Annotated in this window: 17 protein-coding genes and 3 pseudogenes; 13 read left to right on the top strand and 7 right to left on the bottom strand. The window is 34.7% G+C overall.

The annotated features are described in order from the left end of the window. The first annotated feature begins 52 nt into the window (after positions 1 to 52). On the top strand, positions 53 to 769 hold the full coding sequence (locus AC2VOY_RS16265) for an SDR family NAD(P)-dependent oxidoreductase (RefSeq protein ID WP_491834193.1): 717 nt from the start codon (positions 53 to 55) through the stop codon (positions 767 to 769). A 33-nt stretch (positions 770 to 802) separates the two neighbouring features. Here the strand turns inward: AC2VOY_RS16265 and AC2VOY_RS16260 are convergent, their stop codons facing one another. Beyond that, positions 803 to 1732 carry a LysR family transcriptional regulator gene (locus AC2VOY_RS16260; protein WP_491834192.1) on the bottom strand — a complete coding sequence of 310 codons (930 nt, stop codon included), beginning with the start codon at positions 1730 to 1732 and terminating at the stop codon, positions 803 to 805. Positions 1733 to 1878: 146 nt separating this feature from the next. Next, complete coding sequence (locus AC2VOY_RS16255; protein WP_491834191.1) at positions 1879 to 2877, bottom strand: aldo/keto reductase; 999 nt, start codon at positions 2875 to 2877, stop codon at positions 1879 to 1881. Positions 2878 to 3288: 411 nt separating this feature from the next. Between AC2VOY_RS16255 and AC2VOY_RS16250 the strand changes: the two genes are divergently transcribed. Continuing rightward, positions 3289 to 4173, top strand: coding sequence for a LysR family transcriptional regulator (locus AC2VOY_RS16250; protein WP_491834190.1), 885 nt, complete (start codon positions 3289 to 3291; stop codon positions 4171 to 4173). A gap of 498 nt (positions 4174 to 4671) precedes the next feature. On the opposite strand, the gene AC2VOY_RS16245 is transcribed toward AC2VOY_RS16250, so the two are convergent. After that, complete coding sequence (locus tag AC2VOY_RS16245; RefSeq protein ID WP_491834189.1) at positions 4672 to 5133, bottom strand: winged helix-turn-helix domain-containing protein; 462 nt, start codon at positions 5131 to 5133, stop codon at positions 4672 to 4674. Between the two features lie 497 nt (positions 5134 to 5630). Here AC2VOY_RS16245 and AC2VOY_RS16240 point away from each other — a divergent pair, with 497 nt between their 5' ends. The 8 genes and pseudogenes from AC2VOY_RS16240 to AC2VOY_RS16205 all read left to right on the top strand — a co-directional run. Beyond that, positions 5631 to 6179, top strand: coding sequence for a fimbrial protein (locus AC2VOY_RS16240; RefSeq protein WP_491834188.1), 549 nt, complete (start codon positions 5631 to 5633; stop codon positions 6177 to 6179). A gap of 449 nt (positions 6180 to 6628) precedes the next feature. After that, a complete protein-coding gene (locus AC2VOY_RS16235; RefSeq protein ID WP_491834187.1) occupies positions 6629 to 9133 on the top strand; it encodes a fimbria/pilus outer membrane usher protein in 2505 nt (834 codons plus the stop codon). Between the two features lie 38 nt (positions 9134 to 9171). Beyond that, positions 9172 to 9864: a fimbrial biogenesis chaperone gene (locus AC2VOY_RS16230; protein ID WP_491834257.1), complete on the top strand. Its 693-nt coding sequence runs from the start codon at positions 9172 to 9174 to the stop codon at positions 9862 to 9864. Positions 9865 to 10024: 160 nt separating this feature from the next. Beyond that, on the top strand, positions 10025 to 10561 hold the full coding sequence (locus AC2VOY_RS16225; protein ID WP_491834186.1) for a fimbrial protein: 537 nt from the start codon (positions 10025 to 10027) through the stop codon (positions 10559 to 10561). A 4-nt stretch (positions 10562 to 10565) separates the two neighbouring features. After that, complete coding sequence (locus AC2VOY_RS16220; protein WP_491834185.1) at positions 10566 to 11126, top strand: fimbrial protein; 561 nt, start codon at positions 10566 to 10568, stop codon at positions 11124 to 11126. 12 nt (positions 11127 to 11138) lie between these two features. After that, a complete protein-coding gene (locus tag AC2VOY_RS16215) occupies positions 11139 to 12167 on the top strand; it encodes an MrpH family fimbial adhesin (RefSeq protein ID WP_491834184.1) in 1029 nt (342 codons plus the stop codon). 176 nt (positions 12168 to 12343) lie between these two features. Next, positions 12344 to 13141: an EAL domain-containing protein gene (locus tag AC2VOY_RS16210; protein ID WP_491834183.1), complete on the top strand. Its 798-nt coding sequence runs from the start codon at positions 12344 to 12346 to the stop codon at positions 13139 to 13141. 129 nt (positions 13142 to 13270) lie between these two features. Beyond that, a pseudogene (locus AC2VOY_RS16205) lies at positions 13271 to 14090 on the top strand (RNA-guided endonuclease InsQ/TnpB family protein); the annotation flags it as partial. A 63-nt stretch (positions 14091 to 14153) separates the two neighbouring features. Here AC2VOY_RS16205 and AC2VOY_RS16200 read toward each other — a convergent pair. Then, positions 14154 to 15467, bottom strand: a complete 1314-nt coding sequence (locus tag AC2VOY_RS16200; RefSeq protein ID WP_491834182.1) for an ATP-binding protein — start codon at positions 15465 to 15467, stop codon at positions 14154 to 14156. A 372-nt stretch (positions 15468 to 15839) separates the two neighbouring features. Here AC2VOY_RS16200 and AC2VOY_RS16195 point away from each other — a divergent pair. Beyond that, positions 15840 to 15938, top strand: a pseudogene (locus tag AC2VOY_RS16195) (AlpA family phage regulatory protein); the annotation flags it as partial. 31 nt (positions 15939 to 15969) lie between these two features. On the opposite strand, the gene AC2VOY_RS16190 reads toward AC2VOY_RS16195, so the two are convergent. The 3 genes and pseudogenes from AC2VOY_RS16190 to AC2VOY_RS16180 form a co-directional block, all read right to left on the bottom strand. Continuing rightward, a complete protein-coding gene (locus tag AC2VOY_RS16190; protein ID WP_491834181.1) occupies positions 15970 to 16188 on the bottom strand; it encodes a transposase in 219 nt (72 codons plus the stop codon). A gap of 8 nt (positions 16189 to 16196) precedes the next feature. Further along, positions 16197 to 16685: pseudogene (locus AC2VOY_RS16185) on the bottom strand (IS3 family transposase); the annotation flags it as partial. A 101-nt stretch (positions 16686 to 16786) separates the two neighbouring features. Then, on the bottom strand, positions 16787 to 16951 hold the full coding sequence (locus AC2VOY_RS16180) for a hypothetical protein (protein WP_491834180.1): 165 nt from the start codon (positions 16949 to 16951) through the stop codon (positions 16787 to 16789). Positions 16952 to 17722: 771 nt separating this feature from the next. Between AC2VOY_RS16180 and AC2VOY_RS16175 the strand changes: the two genes are divergently transcribed. Further along, positions 17723 to 18013 (top strand): helix-turn-helix domain-containing protein, encoded by a 291-nt coding sequence (locus AC2VOY_RS16175; RefSeq protein WP_110577071.1) that lies wholly within the window; start codon positions 17723 to 17725, stop codon positions 18011 to 18013. Further along, the gene (locus AC2VOY_RS16170) at positions 18003 to 19352 is read left to right on the top strand and encodes a type II toxin-antitoxin system HipA family toxin (RefSeq protein WP_491834179.1); all 1350 of its coding nucleotides are present in this window, start codon (positions 18003 to 18005) and stop codon (positions 19350 to 19352) included. The genes AC2VOY_RS16175 and AC2VOY_RS16170 overlap by 11 nt, the downstream gene beginning before the upstream one ends. The last annotated feature ends 136 nt before the right edge of the window (positions 19353 to 19488 follow it).

The raw sequence follows: 19488 nt of genomic DNA, 5'->3' as shown, positions 1-19488 counted from the left end.
GATGAATTCTTATGCTTTTACTATTATATAATATCACTTTATAGGGTTGCTTATGTCTAAATTAGCTATAATCACTGGCGCCAGTCGCGGGATCGGTAAAACAATTTCTTGTTACTTTGCTCGGGAAGGATACACTCTGGTATTGCTTGCTTTAAATCGAGAAAACCTGAGAAAAATTAAAGAAGAGTTACAGTCAGAATACCCATTATGTTTTGTTGATACAATATCCGTTGACTTTAATGACCCATCTGAAGTGGAATCTGTTATTGCATCTATTATTCAAAAATATGAAAATATTGATGTTATGGTTAACAGTGCTGGTATTTTGGTAGCCGGTAGCACTAATATTTCGTTAAATAAACTTTCTGAATTAGTGAATGTTAACTTAGTATCCACTATTATAGCTTGCAATTTAGTTGCAGATAGAATGAAGCTGCAAGGTTACGGAGAGATATACAACCTTGGTTCAACTGCTGGTTTAGAGCCTCTTCCTAAAATTGCGGCGTATTCAGCTACAAAATCTGCAATTGTTAGTTATAGTCAATCGCTATACCAAGAACTACTTCCTTTTGGAGTCAAAGTTTGTTGTTTATGCCCTAGCGTTGTAGATACTGATATGACAAATGATGGGCGTATAGATAATAAATCAAAGATTCAAACACAAGATTTAGTGAAAGCACTGAGCTTTATTCGGAGTCTATCCCTTGGTGCTAAGGTAAGTAAACTTTCTATCCGCTGTAGTATCATAGATTTAGATGTTTCAATGTAAACCCCGCTCGGTTGGTTAGAGCGGGGAGCTCATTTATATCAATAATGTGTTATTTTTGCTTAGTAAATTATGAGCATAAATAACGGATTCTCTTTTCTCATCACTTCTGATCACAGCATATACATCAATGCAAATATGCTTAGCTTCACTCTCTATTAATTCCCGATAGCATAAACCTTGCTGATAAAAAGTAGATTTTGATCTAGGCATAAGAGCAATACCTTTACCGCGGGCAATGTGAGATAACATAGTTAATGAATCTTCAGGCTCCCGTAGCTTTTGAATTGGAATATCTAGCTTAGAAAATACCTTTTCACACTTATCATAAAATGAGGGATTTGCACTTCTGGAAAACCAAAAAAGCGGTAAATCAGATACTTCATTTAATGATACTTTATTCTTCAGGCTAGCTGGGTGTGATGAAGGTAGAGCTATAAGTATAGGTTCATGACATACAAAGTTATACAGGAATGAGCTGTCTTGATCCGTTGTTTTTTCTCCGATTAAAATTAAATCAAGGGAATGTTTAGTTAGGCATTGTAATAATTGTGCTGATGTTAAGTAAGGGGTGTTTATTTCATCTTCTTTTTCTAGTTGGCTTAGTAGGGAATTCACACCATCCATTGTTTCAAAGTTCAGTGTGTAAGTAAGTCCTATACGTAGATTATTCTCTTTGTCAGGAGATTGTACCTTTAATTCAAAAATATCATTAATTATCTTCTCGACTTTTATTACTAGAGATCTTCCATCTTTTGTTAAATTTACACTATGAGTGTTTCTATCAAATAAATCTTGACCCATTACATTTTCTAAACATTGTATTTGACGAGTAAGTGGCGGCTGGGTCATTCTAAGCCTTTCTGCTGCTTTTCGAAAACTGAGTTCATAAGCTACAGCAAGAAAACATTGAAGTTGCTTAATTGTTGGGATTTTGTTACTAACTAGATAATTTTCTTTTTTCATATGCTAACTCTTTATTGATTGGTAGTGGATCAGTAAGTATAGGGTGAAGAGATTGTGATTACTTTTGGGAAAGCTTCAATATATACTTTGTTAAAAAGATATTCGTCTTACGGTCATTTAAATTAATGTGATTTATTATCAAATACTTATGAATCAACTCCTTTCATGCCTTCTTCTGAGTAACGATTACCTTTAACTTTAAAATGTTTTTTTGTATTATTAAGGAACTCAACATCGTCCATATCTAAATCTATCTTGGATGCTTCTGTATTTTCAATAAGGTAGTTGATATGCTTAGTTCCGGGAATGGGGACTAGTTTGTCATACTGTGTAAGAAGCCACGCTAAAGATATTTGCCCGATAGTTGCTTCGTACTTATTTGCTATAGGTTTTACAATATCCAGTAATGTTACATTGTGAGCAATGTTTTGTGTAAAAAAGCGCTCATTGCTTTTACGGAAATCATTTTCAGAAAAATTATCATGACTTAAGTATTTTCCTGTTAAGAAGCCCCTACCTAGAGGTGAATAAGCGACAAGGCCAATGTCAAGTTTTTTAATGAGTGGTAGTAGATCATTTTCTATGTCTCGGCTCCACAGCGAATATTCTGTTTGAACAACAGAAACAGGGTGAACATTATGAGCTTTAAGTAGTGTAGATGTTGATACTTCACAAAGACCAATATGCTGAATCTTACCTTCTTTCACTAACTCACTTAAACACTCCATACTTTCTTCTATAGGATTTAAGGGACTTATTCTATGAAGATAAAATAAATCAATACGCTCTAATCCCAGACGAATAAGAGATTCATTACAGCATTTAGTAATATAATCACGGGAGTTGTTAATCGTTCGGTTATAAGATGAATCAAGGGATCTCTCTATCCCACACTTAGTTGCTATTTTAAATTGGTTGCGAATAGACCCACTCTGACTAGCCAGGAAATGCCCAAGTATACGTTCATTATGACCTCTTCCGTAAACATCTGCTGTATCAATAAAGTTAACACCGGTTTCAATGAGTTTTCCTAATAGTGCGAATGAAGATTTATCATCAGTCTTACCATAAAACTCACTTAACCCCATTGCTCCGTAACCAATTGAACTAACGCTTAAACTTTTAGATAAATTTCTAGATTTCATATTATCGCCTTATGTATATTAAATGGTAGTTTAAAGCTTATTATCTCACTAGCTATACTGCTTATGAATTCTATTTTTGGTAATACAGAAAGAGCATGGATGGTATGTATCATACTTTGGGGATAAATATACAATTTAAGTTGATTAATTTTCATTATGGTAATCCTAATCAAAATTGTTAGAGCTTTTTGTTTTTTGATGAGTTAGATGTATTTAAATTGTTTGTTTTTATAACAAAAACTAGATATAAAAATAATTCATGGTAAAATATAACAGTATGAATTTTCGTACAAATATCATAACTAATTTATATATCTGGACTATTTAACTTATAATTAATTAAAAATTAATTAAAGGTTATAGTTTTTAATTTTAGCTAATTATAAATAATTCAAATAAATGATAAATAATATGAATATACAACTTGAAAGTGTAAAATCGTTTATTACGGCAGCCGAAAAAGGTTCCTTCAGTGCAGCCGCCAGGGAATTAAAAAAAACACAAGCCGCCATTAGCTTGTCTATTCAAAACCTTGAAATAGATTTAGGTTTTTTATTATTTGATCGTACAAATCAATATCCTAGGTTAACCCAAAAAGGAGAGCAGCTTTTACGTAATGCAAAGTTAATGATGTCGCATTACAATAGCTTTATTGAAAGTTCGAAAACAATCTACACTATAAATGAAAGCAAAATTCATGTTGGGGTCGATCCTTTAGTATGTGGCCCGGATGTTATTCAAGTTATTCGTGATTTTTCAGATGCTTTCCCTAATGTTGAACTATTCTTAATGCAACAAAGTAGTGCTGTACTGGCAAAAGAAGTTGAAGCAAGACGCCTTGATCTTGCATTAGGTGTTTTTCCATCTGAAGATAGTATGAAATTTGAATTTACAACGGCTTTTCATATGAAGAGTTCATGGGTGGCCTCCCCAAAATATATTAATGACCATTCAAAAACAATAAGTTATGATGAATTTTGCCAACTCCGATTATTAGTTCCTGGTAATATTGATGATTTGGGGTTAATTGACATAAAATCTGGATCTCAATTATGGCATGTAGAAGATATCCACACAATTCTTTCTTTATGTCGAACTGGGATGGGGGTAAGTTGCTTACCTGACTGCTTTCTTAAACAAGATCTTGAATTACAGCGTTTACGAAAGATCTCATTTTCATTTAATAAATTCAAAAATAATTACTGGAAGGCTTCACTTATTTGGCCTAATAATAATTCACTAACTCCAGCTCTGACATGGTTGAAAAATGGTGTTACAGATATTGATATTTTTTGATTGAAAGTTTTTTTTAGTATCTAAAGATTTTTTATAGATGTTAGAGTTAGATGGTTGAGATTTTAAATCTCAACCAAAATTTGGAATCAATAGACCAAGTATTGAAATAAATAAGAGGTGTAAACTTGAACGTTAACAAAATTTATCATTTATATGATGTGTTATGATAAATTTATAATATTCCAGTATATACATCTAATCTATTATTAATGACTATTTTTTTATTGGAAGGGAGAGAGTCGCATGGTTTATGATCAAATTTTTTCAATAAAATAATATGTGTTTTAATTAAATACTTTTCAATTACAGCTTTGTAACATAATGTTTTTGTTTTTGTATGATAAATGTCATAAACTATACCATTTCTTTCTAAGGTATACTCTTTATTGTTTATAATATAGTTTTTTTTACAATCGATTGCGTAACCAATCAACAATGGTAGTATCAAGATAGTAAATATTATTATAGATAGGTATAGATGAGTATTTTTATACATAGTTATGCCAATTCAATACTTATGTAAATTGCAATAATTAAAGAAATATTAATTGCTAAAAGTAAATTAGTTATAGATGATTTATTATCTTCATCTAAGGCGGAAGCTGATGTTAATACTTCACTTTTAGTTTCAATTGTTGTAGGTGAGAGTAACTGGTCCTCCTCAACTAGCTGTATATTATTGGATAGTTTGTAACCAACCCCACGAATTGTTTCGACTGATTCACTAATACCTAAGCTTAATAGAACTCTTCTAAGTTTATTTATAGCAACATTTAATGAGTTGTAGGTGACAATCTTTTCAGGCCATGCAAAACTAATTAACTCCTCCCTTGTACAAACATCATTTTTCTCTAATAGAAATTTCAAGATCAATAACTCAGCATTAGATAAAACAGTATGAGCTGATAAGTTGTTGTCTTCTCTTATCAATATACCATTAACAGATTTTACTAATATCATATAAAAACACCATTATAAATTTTATTTTAGTTAATAGAATAATACATCATTTTTATCATTATCAAAGAGTAATGTAGATAAATTTTTGGATAAATCAACATTACTATCAATTGACAAAAAATTGACAAAACGAACATCCAACACGTTTGGATGTTCGTTGTTCGATTAGACTGTTATGCTGTGATATTGCGTATGAATTGATGTTATATAAAAACATAATTCGGCTCTACAATTCTTAATACAATTATAGATCACATCACTAGCTATAGGGATTATATTAATAATATTAACATTAAGTCAAGTATAAATAAATACCATTCTAAAAATTATCAAGGTTAATTATTAAGCAATAATAATTATGTAATTTTATCCATATAAGTTAATCTTCCCTCGGTTGTTAGGTTATTGATTTTGAATTGATTTTCTAATGTCTAAATTTATCAAAAAATCGATTATAACCGTTGGCTATAATCAGTTAAGTTAAAAGGTAATAAATAATGAAAAAGTTTGTATCGGGTTTATCTCTATCATCATTAATGATTGTTTTTGTTTCATCTTCAGTTACAGCTGCAACAGGAGTGAATCAAGGCTCAGGTATTGTAAATTTTAAAGGAGAAGTAATTAATGCAGCGTGCAATATTTCTCCTGATTCTGTAGATCAAACGGTAGACTTTGGGCAAATTTCTAAAAGTTACTTAAACCAAGATGGTGCAGAGTCTACACATGTTGATTTCCAAATCAGTTTAACTAATTGTGACGTTGAAACGGCTAAGAGTGCTCAACTTACTTTTAGTGGTCAAACTCCTGAAGGGTCAACTCCTAATGAGTTAGGTACAACTGGTAGTACTGGCACTGTTATAAAGGTAAGTGATGCTGCTGGTAAACTTGTAAAGTTCGATGGTTCTGAAGCTGCAACAGCTCAAACAATCCAAAATGGAAATAATTCGTTATTGTTTTCTTCTTGGGTAGAGAAGGCTTCAGGTGGAGCAGCTGTTAAAGAAGGGGCATTTACTGCTGTAACAAACTTCACAATGTCATATATCTAATGCTTAGATGATGTAGTTCATGCGTTGATTATTTAATTAACGTATGAACGGCTTAAAAATTTAGTATAATGATTTATAAACTATATATATCAAACCTTAAAGGTACTATTAAATTTAAAAATGATATTCTTATACGATCTATCATTTGTAATGTACCAATATAGATTAAGTGATTTAAAAAATTATAATGCATACAATATAAATAATGTTGATAGTAAAAATACAATAATTATACGTAAAGTGAATATTGATTTTTAATACGAATTTACCCTATTTCCTATCTAATTAAGAAAAGGATAAAGATAAAATATTCATCTTTATATATGGCTGATTCATTATATTCTTAATAAGAATAATTGATAGTTGTTATCATGATTTTTAACCATATAAGTATAAGTATTCGATTTGAAGTTGAGTGTAAAAGATTTAATTTAAGATTGGGGTTAATTTTGAAAACTTTACTTAAGGATATGTATACATATCTATTGGTAATAAGCGTGTTTTTTTTATCACTTGGTAAAGTAAATGCAACACAATTTAATATTGATTTTTTGGACTTGAATGATAGACAAAATATAGATTTCTCACGTTTTGAAAAATCAGGTTACATCATGCCTGCTGAATACCAAATGCAGATATTAATTAATGGTAGGGTTATAACGCCTTATGCAGAAAAAATTAAATTTATTGACATTGGCGGTGAGCATACAATTGCGTGCCTTAACTCATCTATGATAGATAAAATGGCATTAAAAGATGATGTGAGTAGTTTGATTAAACCAATTACTGGTCATGATGAATGTATGAATATATCAAATTTGAGAGGTGTAGAAATAAAGCCAGATATTTCAATAGGAAATGTAAATATTACTATACCTAAAGTATTGTTAGAATACTCCGATGATTCGTGGTTACCATATTCACAATGGGAAAATGGTGTTAATGGTATGTTCGTAGATTACAATATTAATACATCATTCAGATATATTGAAGAATCGAAAGATATAAATAAAAATCTAGTTATAAATGGTACGATTGGTGCAAACTTAGATGCTTGGAGATTTAGAGTTGATTATCAAGGTAGTAGTCAAATAAATGAGAATACAGTTAAAAATGATTATAATTTTAATCGTTTTTATGCTTATCGTGCTTTACCTAAAATAGCATCTCGGTTAACTTTAGGTGAAAATGATATTAACTCTGATATTTTTGAGTCATGGTTATACACGGGGATTACACTAGAATCTCAAGAAAATATGTTAGCACCTAACCAGCGCGGATATGCGCCACAAATTATTGGAGTTGCAGATACTAATGCTGAAGTTATTGTAAGTCAGCAAGGACGAATAATATATAATACAACCGTTCCTGCTGGAAATTTCGTCATCGATGATTTAGATAGCTATATACAAGGAAAACTTGATGTAGAAGTTATTGAGCAAGATGGTAGAAGAAAAACATTCCAAGTCGATTCGTCTTATATCCCTAATCTTACACGAGCAGGAAAAAAGACTTACAAGATCACACTTGGTAATGCACGTAAAAATGATCACCATTTAGAAGGGAATATTTTTATATCCACAGAAGGCTCCTATGGTTATAACAACAATTGGTCACTCTATGGGGGGGTAACAGTAACAGATTATTTCGGATCTTTTGCTGTTGGTGTTGGGCATGATTTACATGAACTTGGCTCTATTTCTGCAGATATTACACAGTCATTAGCAGGTATTGATGATGCTAAGAGCGGTCAAGCGATTAAAATTAGCTATTTTAAGGTATTTGAAGACTATAATATTGATTTGAATTTTTCTGGTTATCATTTTGCATCTAAAGATTATATGACAATGCAAGATTTTTTGAATGAAAGTTATAACGATACAGAATCAAAAGAAGGGAAAAATAGATATAGCTTATCTTTAAATAAATCTATTGAGTCCATCAACTCATCAATAGGTGTTCAATATAATTATCAATCATATTGGGAAAATAGCAATTCATCTTCATATACTTTTTCATGGTATACAAACTTTGATTTTTTTGATTTTAAAAATATCTCTTTAGGGTTGACTGCGTCAAAATATGATTATTCATATGACTCATTAACTAAAGTAAACACAAATAATGAAAGTTCTTATTTTGCGACTATAACAATCCCTTATAGTACAGGTAATATTACTTATACAGGAAATATAAACAACGGAAGATACTCCCAATGGTTGGGCTATAATGATACATCAGAAGATGGATTAAGTAATTATAGCCTGAGAACAGAATTAACATCTAATGATGATAATTATCCCGGAGTAAGTGGATATTATACCAGAGATACACAATATGCAAAATTAACAGGGAATATATATCATATGAGTAATGCATACTCATTATTAGGTTTATCTGCTACGGGTGGATTCACTCTTACAAGTAAAGGTTCTGCTCTGCATTCAGGTACGAGTAATGGCGGAACAAGGGTAGTTGTTAAAACAGACAAAGTTCCAGGAGTCCCGATTAATAATGGTAAATCTATTACTAATAACTCTGGTGTTGCAGTTGTGACTAATATTAATAACTATTACAGAAATACAATTTCGGTTGATTTAAATAAATTACCAAAAGATATTGAATCCAGATATCCTGTCACAGAAGGTGTTTTTACTGAAGGAGCGATTGGTTATAGAGAATTTGATGTATTAAAAGGGAAGAAGGCCTTTGTAACAATAAAATTAATTAAATCAGAAAATATTCATCCCCCTTTTGGAGCAATAGCAATTAATAGTAAAAACATTGAATTAGGTATTGTTTCAGATGACGGAGTTGCTTGGCTTTCTGGGATAAAAGAATCAGAAGTGATTACTATTAAATGGGGTAATGAATCATGCGTGACTAAATTACCTGATAGAATTGAACCGAACGAATTAATTTCATTATCATGTGCTTTTAAATATGAGGATTAAATGTGAACAAGAAAAATATTTTTAGTTTATGGTTTTCTATGTGTTGTGTATCTATTAGCTTAACGACTCATGCTGCTATATCTCTTGATAGAACGAGAGTTATATTTAATGGTGGTAGTGATAGTATGGTTATTAATATAGAAAATAATAATAAAGTATTACCTTATTTAGCTCAATCTTGGTTAGAAGATTCAAAATCAAAAAAATTAATAACAGGTGCTCTAAGTGTTACACCACCTGTACAGCGCATTGAAGCTGGCAATAAAAGCCGTATACTTGTTACTAAAACACATTTAGCAGATCAATTACCCCAAGATAGAGAATCTCTATTCTTTTTTAATGTACGTGAAGTTCCACCAAAATCAGACAAATCTAATGTGTTACAGATAGCACTTCAAACAAGAGTTAAACTATTTTATAGACCAGAAAGTATTAAATCGAAACCAAATGAAGTTTGGCAAGATAGATTAGTTTTCACTGAATTACCGACAGGTTATGAAGTTAAAAACCCAACACCATACTTTATTACAGTAGTTGGTTTATCTAACAATAAATCAACAACATTTGATAGTGATGTTGAGCCTTTTATGATATCGCCAAAAACAACGATGAATATCAAATCTAAGCATTCAAAAAAATTCTTTTTAGCATATGTTAATGATTATGGAGGTAGACCTATACTTGAGTTTGATTGTTCTAAAAAAGTATGCATTGCAAATAATAAGACATAGTTTATATACGACCTTACTCTTCTTGTATATATGCGAGTAATTTATAATTAATTTTTATATGGTAGCTATAAAATATATCATACACTATATGAAAATTTGACAAATAAAATTTGGTAATTATAACTCTAGAGACTCGCATTCTCCTTTTAAAGGATAAGTTATGAAAAATATTATATGTTTAATGATGATGCTTTTTTCTTACTCATCATACTCTATAAATATTAAAGCTACAGGTGAGCTGGTTGAAAATATTTGTACTCTTGCACCTAGTTCTGGAGAGCAGAGTGTGTATTTTGATGTGATGTCTACCAAATATTTTAACTATCAATCAGGTGTTTCACATAAACATCCATTTACACTTGAATTTAGTGAATGTACGTTGGGTGCGTTTAAAACATTGAGGTTAACATTTGTTGGTGAGAGTGAAACAAGTATGGGAGAATATGCTGATCACTTTTTTAAAGTGACTGGTGTAAATCAAGGTAAATTAGGTGTTAGTATTATAGATTCAAATGAAGTACCTATAAAGATTGGTGTAATGTACAATGCCTATCAAGATGACATATTTGTTAATGAGAATTCTTTATCTTTAAAATTTTACGCAGTTGTGAAATCAACTAATGATGCAATTATAAATAAGTCAGTAGTAGCAGGTAATTACTCGGCTGCTACTACTTTTTTGATCTATTACGAGTGAATTTATGATTAGATATATTATAAATATAAATATTAATATTTTGACTTTTTTTTTATATTTAAGTGTTGTAAGTAATGCTTGGGCTGTTGTGGTTAATATTAATGTTTCGGGTGAAATCATTATTCCTCCCTGCTTGATTAATAATGATAATGACCTTGTTATTGATTTTGGGAAAATTGCAACAAGTAGAGTGGATGGTAATAATTATGCTATTATACAAACATTGACTCTTGATTGTGAAAGCTTTCAAGGTGATGCCTATATTAAAATTGGCGGAGAAAAACTGTTAAATGCCCCTGATAATGTTATATATGCCTCTTCGAATGAAAACAATAATAATAAGCTTGGCATCGCTCTATATCAAGGTAGTGGTATCAATTATGATAGTCCTTTAAATGTGGGTTCTGGAAGCTCAGGTTATGGATATCTTATAAAAAAAGGGTTGTCTTATAGTTCTAATAAAAGTTATTTTACATTTACAGCTGTTCCTTACAAACAGGGTATAGCTGATTTAACAGCTAGTCCATTTAACTCTATTATTACAATGAATATATTTTACCTTTAATGGCTTTATTTTATGAAAATAATTTTTTTTACCACATTGTTAGCACTGTTCTCAGCGAGCTCTTTTGCTGCAAATAAATACTTATGGACGAGCTTGTCTAATACATTATCGGTAGATCCTTTGAGTGAGGTAGATGTCACTTATCCAAATATGTCAATAACCGGTAGCTTTAATCTTATCCCTACATCAGGACCGGGTAAAGTTATTCGCTCTGCAGACTGTGCTGTTACAACGGAAAATACAATAGGTGCTAAAAACACAGTAATTGCTTTACCTGTTACTATAGGACCTTTTATTATGAATGATAAGTTGGTCGGTTGGGTTGCTGGACCTCAAAAAGTTCTTGGTAATGATGGTAACTATTATAATATTTTTTATGAAAGAAATTATGTCTATTACGGTCAGACAAGCGTATGTCATGCCAATGGCAGTATACATGGTGTTACATTTCCTGGTGGTGTAGGAACATTTATTGCCAAATTAAATGATCAAGATTTAGCACCCGGCTCCTATCATTATAGCTACAGCATTGTTAATGCGTTGTATGAAGATAAAACTGTACGGTATTCAACACCACCAGATGAATGGTTAAGGGCTGTAGTTACTTCTGGGAATTATGTCACAGGTCATTTGGATTTTAGTATTTCTAGTGAATGTACTATATCTCCAACTACAATTAATCTTTCCCATGGTGTTCTCACTCCAGTAAATGCTAATGGTAATAAAAGTTCATCATCGAGTGTGCAAATTATTTGTGAGCATGATATGGATTTAGATTTTTCTATTCAAGCTGCAGATCCTGTTGTGGGAAAATCAAGCAATTATACTGATTGTGAAAAAGGTTACTGTGAAATAACCTATACAGTTTCTGGTGCTGATAATTATACTTCAAATGGAAAATCAGAAGCTGGAGAGTATAAAGGTACAATTAGTTCTGACGACAATGTGACACTCAATATCCAATCTACATTTCATCCTAATAATAATCTTTCTGAAGGTGCATTTTCAGGTAGTGCAATTATTAGATTAGACATTTGGTAAGATAATTTAACAATGTATTGAACATGGATGTCCTTTAAGTTGACCATTAGATAATGGGATGAGTGATAGTAGTCGATTATGTAAAAAGTGATTTTGATAAATAACTTAGATTTGGAACGATTTATTACCATTTCTATGCATTAGTATATATTTTAAATTAATAGTAGGTTTTGTTTATGATTACTCATATTATTGAGGGTAATGTTATTCCATGTCAATTTAACTCTATGCATGACTTTGTGGATGACATAAAAGATAGCATTAAGAATGATAATTTTCATGTTGTATATCAACCCCTAGTTAGTCCTAAAAATGGCATTGTTTATGGTGTGGAATCGCTCATTCGATGGAATAAACAAGGCGAATATAATATATCTCCTGATGTATTTATTCCTATTGCGGAAAAATTCAAACTTGTAGATGATATTACCGATTTAGTCATACAAAAAACTTTGTTCGATTGGTCTAATAATAGACTACCATTCCCACTACACATAAGTATTAATGTACCAACTTCATATCTAAGAAAGCAGGACTGTATTAAAACTTTTAGTTATTGGAAAGAGAAGTACTTAGAAAAAAATTTAAAATTAGGAATTGAGATCACTGAAAGAAATATAATTTGTAGTGAAGTTATTTCAAACATAATTAAAATAAGAAACATTGGTGTGAATGTATCAATTGATGATTTTGGGACAGGATATAATAATCTTTCTATTATTCAAAACATGTGTGTTGATTATATTAAAATTGATCGTTGTTTTGTTAATGCTATAGATAATAAATCCTTGAGTTTCCCGGTATTGGACTCTATTATTGAACTTGCTCATAAGCTTAATTTAAAGATTGTTGCAGAAGGTGTTGAGAATGAATTTCAAAAAGATTATTTGTCTAGTATGAATGTAGATTTACTACAAGGGTATCATTTATATCGTCCAATGGAGTATAAAGAGATAATGAAAATATTAGAATAATTTATCTCTCATTCATGTAAGTGTAAAGTTAACCATCCTAGATTGGCTAGGGTACTTTCTGCGAAAGAGCAGGGAGGGGAATAGCCAAGATGCGAAGCATCTTAGCTTGGTCTATCCTGTTGCTGAATGTATTGCCAACTTGGTGGCAATCGAGTGAAGTTACCGAGTAAACTAGGTTGGATTAAGTTTCGTAAATCCCAAGATGGACAAGGGGTAATCAAAAATTGCACAGTGAGCTTTAAGGCTGGCCACTGGTACATATCCTTTCAGGTTGAGCAAGAAACTGCCGAGCCAAAGCATTGTTCAACATCTGCCGTAGGCGTGGACGCTGGCATTACTAAATTTGTGACGCTATCAGACGGTTCGCACTTAAAGCCGCTTAGCGCCTTTCGCAAGCATGAAAAACACCTAGCAAAAGCGCAACGCAAATTAGGTAAAATTTTCTGCTAACTTGCACAAGCAAAAAGAAAAAATTCAAAAGTTACACGCCCGTATTGCTAATTGCCGCAAGGGCTACCTACACAAATCATCTTCCAAGGTCAGCAAGAACCACGCGATGATAGCGATAGAAGATTTACGGGTATCAAATATGTCCAAGTCACCAAAAGGCAACGCAGAAAAACACGGCAAAAATGTCAAGGCAAAATCAGGACTTAATAAGTCAATTTTGGATCAGGGGTGGTATGAGTTCCGCCGACAACTTGAATATAAACAGCTTTGGAGTGGCGGTATCATTATTGCAGTTCCTGCACACTACACCAGCCAAACATTCCCTTGCTGTGGATTCGTCTCGAAAGATAACCGTCAAATTCAAGCGTACTTTAAGTGCGGTTATGCCAATAACGCCGATATTGTTGGCGCATTAAATATATTAGAGCGGGGACACCGCTTTTTAGCCTGTGAAGTGAGTTGTGCAACAATGCCGCCAGCAGCAGGAACCAGTCACTAAAGTAATTTTGTGATACCCATACCCAGTAATGGAAATCCACCTTCGGGGCTAGGCAACGCGCCTTTACCATCTCTGAGGTAAATACTGCGTGAAATACAAAGGCATCACGATATTGGTTTGTTCTAACGCTGAAGAGCCTTGTATACCCGTTAACTTAAAGGTTTTACTTGGAGTACATTTTTCAACGTAGGATGCCAACGATTTTGCTCTTGTACGTTTACCACTTTTGACTTCAACAGGGATGATATCGCCTTCATCGGTCGCCAAAATAAATTCGATTTCCGCGCGGGCGTCATTCCATGAATAGCTTGGGTCAACGCCAATAGCTGTGAGCTCTTGTTGCACAAAGTTTTCAGCCACATAGCCTTTGTATTCATAGTTTTGTTGCTTAATCTCTTTATAACTGCTGCCCAGCATATGATTGAGCAGGCCCACATCAAACAGAAATAGTTTAACCATATTGTTTTTTTTATAGGCCGCCAACGGAGATCTCGGTAATCCTTCAATAGGGTAGTTTGGCAAAGCTAAGCGGCAGCAGTTAAGCCAATGGATCGCGGTTTCAAAATCGCTATAACGAGATTTACGCTCATGCACATGCTTAAATTTAAAGCGTTTAACCGACTCATCGCTGACAAGTGATAGCTGGGCTGGAATGCTATTAAACACCGATTCAATCAGTGTGGCATCGACCTTGCCCGCGTACTTACCGAAATCGCGGCGATAACCTTCAACTAAATCGGCATGAATTTTTGTGACTTTTTCAACACGCTCTAGAATGCTTGAATCCTTAAACTGATACCAAGCAGAAACGGCTTCCGGCATACCACCGGTAAAAAAATAGTCGGTTAGTTTATCCATCAATTTAGTGTGCACCGCCGGTGTGCTTGCTTGACTATCAAATGCTTTGATCAGTGCTTGCTCGTTGGATGCGTAAATAAATTCTTGGAAGGTCAGTGGTCGTAAATTGTATTGTTCTACCTTGCCTACAGGGAAGGTATTGAGCAAACCAATGTTCGAACCGCTGGCTGCGACAAAATAGGACGGTGCTTTTTCGGCAAAATACTTCAGCGAAGTTACGGCTCGTTCACATTCGCCAATTTCATCTAATATCAACAAGTCGGTTTCTGGATTGAACGCTTGGTTGGTTAACAACTCAATGTTCATTACTAGCTCGTCAGGTGACAACGAGCCATCGAACGCTTCTTTGTAAGCTGGGTTTTCAAGGAAGTCGATACGAAGGATGTTGGTAAAGGTATTCCCAAACAACTCTTGCAGTAGATAGGTTTTACCTGTTTGTCTTGCGCCATCGATCAATAATGGCTTGCGCACAGGTTGATTTTTCCATGCTATTAGGGCGTTGAGTAAGTTGCGCTGCATTGTCATTTCCCGCCAATTAAGACTGTTAACTGCCTGTAGTATAACTTAGTCTACATTTTTTGGCGCATAAAAGTGCGTAATTTTACATTTTTATGCGCATAAAAGTGTTATAGTGTTCTAATTGAGCAAGACTTTCCCTTTTTGAGAAAGCTTTTGGCACTCATCCCTGGCTTTTGGGGCAGTTTGGGCAAAGCCTTAATTCACGCTACTTAGCAACACACTAACCCTGCCCACAGGGCATTTATCACCTGGGGCAGCCAGCTACTTGTACCCTCAGAAAGCTGCGCGATCTGAGCATTTATCTGCCTACTGTGTCCGTTTAGTACTGGCAAACTCCTAACTGAACTTAACAGATCAGTGAGGAAGCAAATGATGAACCCAACCACAAACTCAGTGCACCAAGCTCGTCAGCAGCGGATTTTGCGCTTGCCCGAGGTAAAAGCCAAAACGGGCTTTGGCCGCAGTACCATTTGAAGTGACCCCTTAAAGTTGGACGCTTTAATTATATTGTATACAAGGCCTGATTTCGGTATTCTATTGGAGTCAGGCCTTTTAGTTTTACTTTGATTCTTTTATGATTGTAATACTTAATATATTGATTAATCTTTTCAATTAGATCATCTGCACTTTCAAACGTTTGACCATGATACATTTCTGTTTTTAAAAGTGCGAAAAAATTTTCCGCAACTGCATTATCTAAGCAATTTCCTTTACGTGACATGCTTTGTATCATTCCCTTTTTTTCAATAGCTTCTGGAAACTTTCATTTTGATATTGCCAACCTTGATCACTATGAAAAATAACAGATTCACCACTTAGAAGCCTACGGGCTGCTTTCTTTACCATATCTGTCACTAAGGTTAATTTTGGCGATTTTGCAATTGTATAACTGATAACCTCTTGATTAAAAAGATCAAGAATAGGTAATAAATAGACTTTAGTCTCATTTACTTTAAATTCCGTGACATCCGTCACCCACTTTTCATTCGGGCTAAAAGCTTTAAAATCCCTTTCCAATAAGTTGTCAGCTATTCTCCCAACTCTACCTTTTTTAGGCCTTACCATCGATTTTAATCCTAGTTTTTTCATCAGACGCTGAACTGTTTTATGGTTTAAAAATATGCCTTCTTTCCTTAGAGCAAGGTGTACTCTTCGGTAACCATAACGACCTTTATGTTGATGAAATATACGTTCAATGCATGTCATTTCAAACGCATACGGCTCTGTTTTAGATAGTGACTGCCTTTGATAATAATAAACACTTTTAGGTAACTCCGCTGCTTACAATAGGTATTTGAGTGGATGCTGTTCCTTTAGAACTAAGATCGTTTCGGTCTTTTCTTTACTGCTTGACGCTTCAAGCGATCCAGCTCCTCCAACTTTTTTAAGACGGCATTCTCCGCTCTGAGATAAGCTAACTCTTCTTTGAGTTCCGCAAGTGTTTTTTCATCGTCTGGTTTATTTAGTTGTAGTTTAGCTTTCATGTTCGTTCTACCTTTAGGTCTTGAATGTAAACCATTCATACCATGTTTTTCGTAGGAGGCTCACCAAGAACTAATGGTGCCGGATGAGGAAAAGTTATACACGGCGCTGATATAGTTCACAGACCAATTATTCAGTCTCATTTCCGTGATAATTTTCAGCTTAAATTCAGCTGTATTCTCGTATGTGAGTGGTAAAAAAGATTGAGAACCATGAATTCTATAAGCCGAAGCCCAATAACGGATTTGTCTAGATGGAATCAAATATCTTTTAGATAATGAACAAGATGACTCCCCCATATCACATCTTTTTGCTATAGATAGCTTTAATTCTCTACTGTATTTTGACATAAAAAGACCCCAATGTTGTTGTCCAACTATTGGGGGTCATTTCAAAGCAAATAACAGGGCTTTTAAGACATTCTTGGACGGGTAAAAAACTATTCGATGTTTTGGATCTGCTCATTGAGCAGCGGCCTAGACCCTAACAAACTCAATGATTTACCGAAAAGAAACCGTTCAAAAATGCCTGTTTGCCCACCAAACTGCCCACCACTTGCTTATGGCTTTTACTAAATCTTAGTGGTGCTTCTTGGCTAAAACTACGGAAAAACAGTGCCGTTTTTATGCTGCTGTTAGAGCTAAAACATAGCAGTTTTGAAGGGCTTTATCGAGTGATTTTTCAACACCTCAACCATAAATGGATACAATAATATCCATTTTTTGTTTTATTTTGCTATAATAGATATAACTGTGTCCATTTGGTCTTTGCGGATGAATTTTACCTTACTTGATGATACCGATGTAAGCCAAGCCTATGCGGCTTATTTGCGGGAGTTACGAAAGCAGGCAAAGCTGTCACGAGCGGCGCTTGCTGAGCGCAGCTGTGTGCCTGCGGCCACCATTAAGAAGTTTGAGTTAACTGGGCAAATTTCATTTCGCCAATTGCTGTTGCTATGGCAGACCCTTGATTCGCTAGATAGGTTTTATCAGCTTACGCAACCTAGCAAAGAACGCGCTGCTATACCCACGAGTATTGATGAGGTGCTAAAAGATGAGTTTTAAACCCATTCAGAAACTTAATGTTACTCGAACGCTAAGCTCAGGTGAGCAGGTTGCTGTAGGGATCTTGGCGCAGAATCGGCAAGGCGTTTTTTTTCAATATGCAGACAGCTATTTGCAGCAGTTTGGCAATTTATCTCCTTTTACCTTGCAGTCGAGCACACAAGTTCAAGTCGCACCTAAGCAGCCACACCAAGGTGTACATGGCGTATTTGGAGATTGTTTGCCCGATGGCTGGGGCATGCTGTTACAAGATCGTATTTTCCGGCAAAAGGGCATCCTGCCTAATCAATTAACGGCGATGGATAGACTGGCCTTTGTTGGTGATAAAGGCATGGGAGCATTGTCTTTTTCTCCGGTGTCTGAGTTTTCAGCCACCATGCACGCGGATATTGATTTAGCGACGTTAGGCTTAGAAGCACAAACGCTGTTCGATTCTTCGATGTCAGATTATATGGATGATAATCACGATGAGTTAGATGGGCATACTCAACAGGTGTTGGCCGCATTAGTCGCCGGAGGTAGTTCGGGTGGGGCAAGGCCTAAGGCACAAATTTATATGCCTGCTGGGGAAACTCAGTATTGTCGAACCTTCGCTCAGCCTGGAGATGAGGCTTGGCTGGTTAAGTTTACCTCGAAAAATCTCGCGCTCGGCCATGAAGAAGGTTTGTGTGAGGCGGTTTATTTACAAATGGCAGAAGTTGCTAAGTGTCAACCGCCGCAATGGAAACTCATTGAAGCACCACCTACAAGCGGTGCGTCTGCTTGGTTGGCGCTTAAGCGTTTTGATTATGTCACTGAACAAGCCGACTTAGGCAGAAAGCGCAGTGCAGGTCGCCTGCATATGCACAGCGCTTGCGGGCTACTGGATGCAGACTTTCGAACGCCAAGTTTAGATTACATTGATTTGATTAAAGCCAGCCGTCAGTTGTGTAAATCACCAGCCGCCGGGCAGCTGCAATTTCGCCGCGTCGTTTTTAACCTGCTGTCGTCTAATCAAGACGACCACAGTAAAAACTGGGCGTTTTTGCAAGCGGATGACGGTCAATGGGATCCTGCCCCTTTTTACGATGTTACCTACAGCCCACATCCATTCAACGAACACGCCACTGCGTTCGGAGGTTATGGTAAAGCGCCACCGCTTAAGGTGATGCAAAAACTTGCTACCAGTGCTGGCTTTGCGAATTGGCATGATGCAAGGCAAGTCATTGAAGAAGTCGCAGAAGCCATCAGCCAATTTACATATCTGGCACAGCAGCAAGGGATCAGTAAAACAACAATGTCTGCGATTGCTAAGACATTGGATCAGCGCAAACAGGAAAATGCAGCGCTTTTTCAATGAAAGTAAAACAAACTTTTCAATTCACAATAAATACAAGGTCTACAGATTGTTACCCATAAAGTCTCTTTGTGTAGACCTCCAACCTCTGCATTCCCCCGTTCGGTAAAATGCATAGAGGACTCAACTTGCATTGCAC

Source organism: Vibrio sp. KMM 9700, assembly GCF_058545285.1.
Note: the sequence above shows the minus strand (reverse complement) of the source record. Positions and strands in the feature narration are given on the sequence as shown.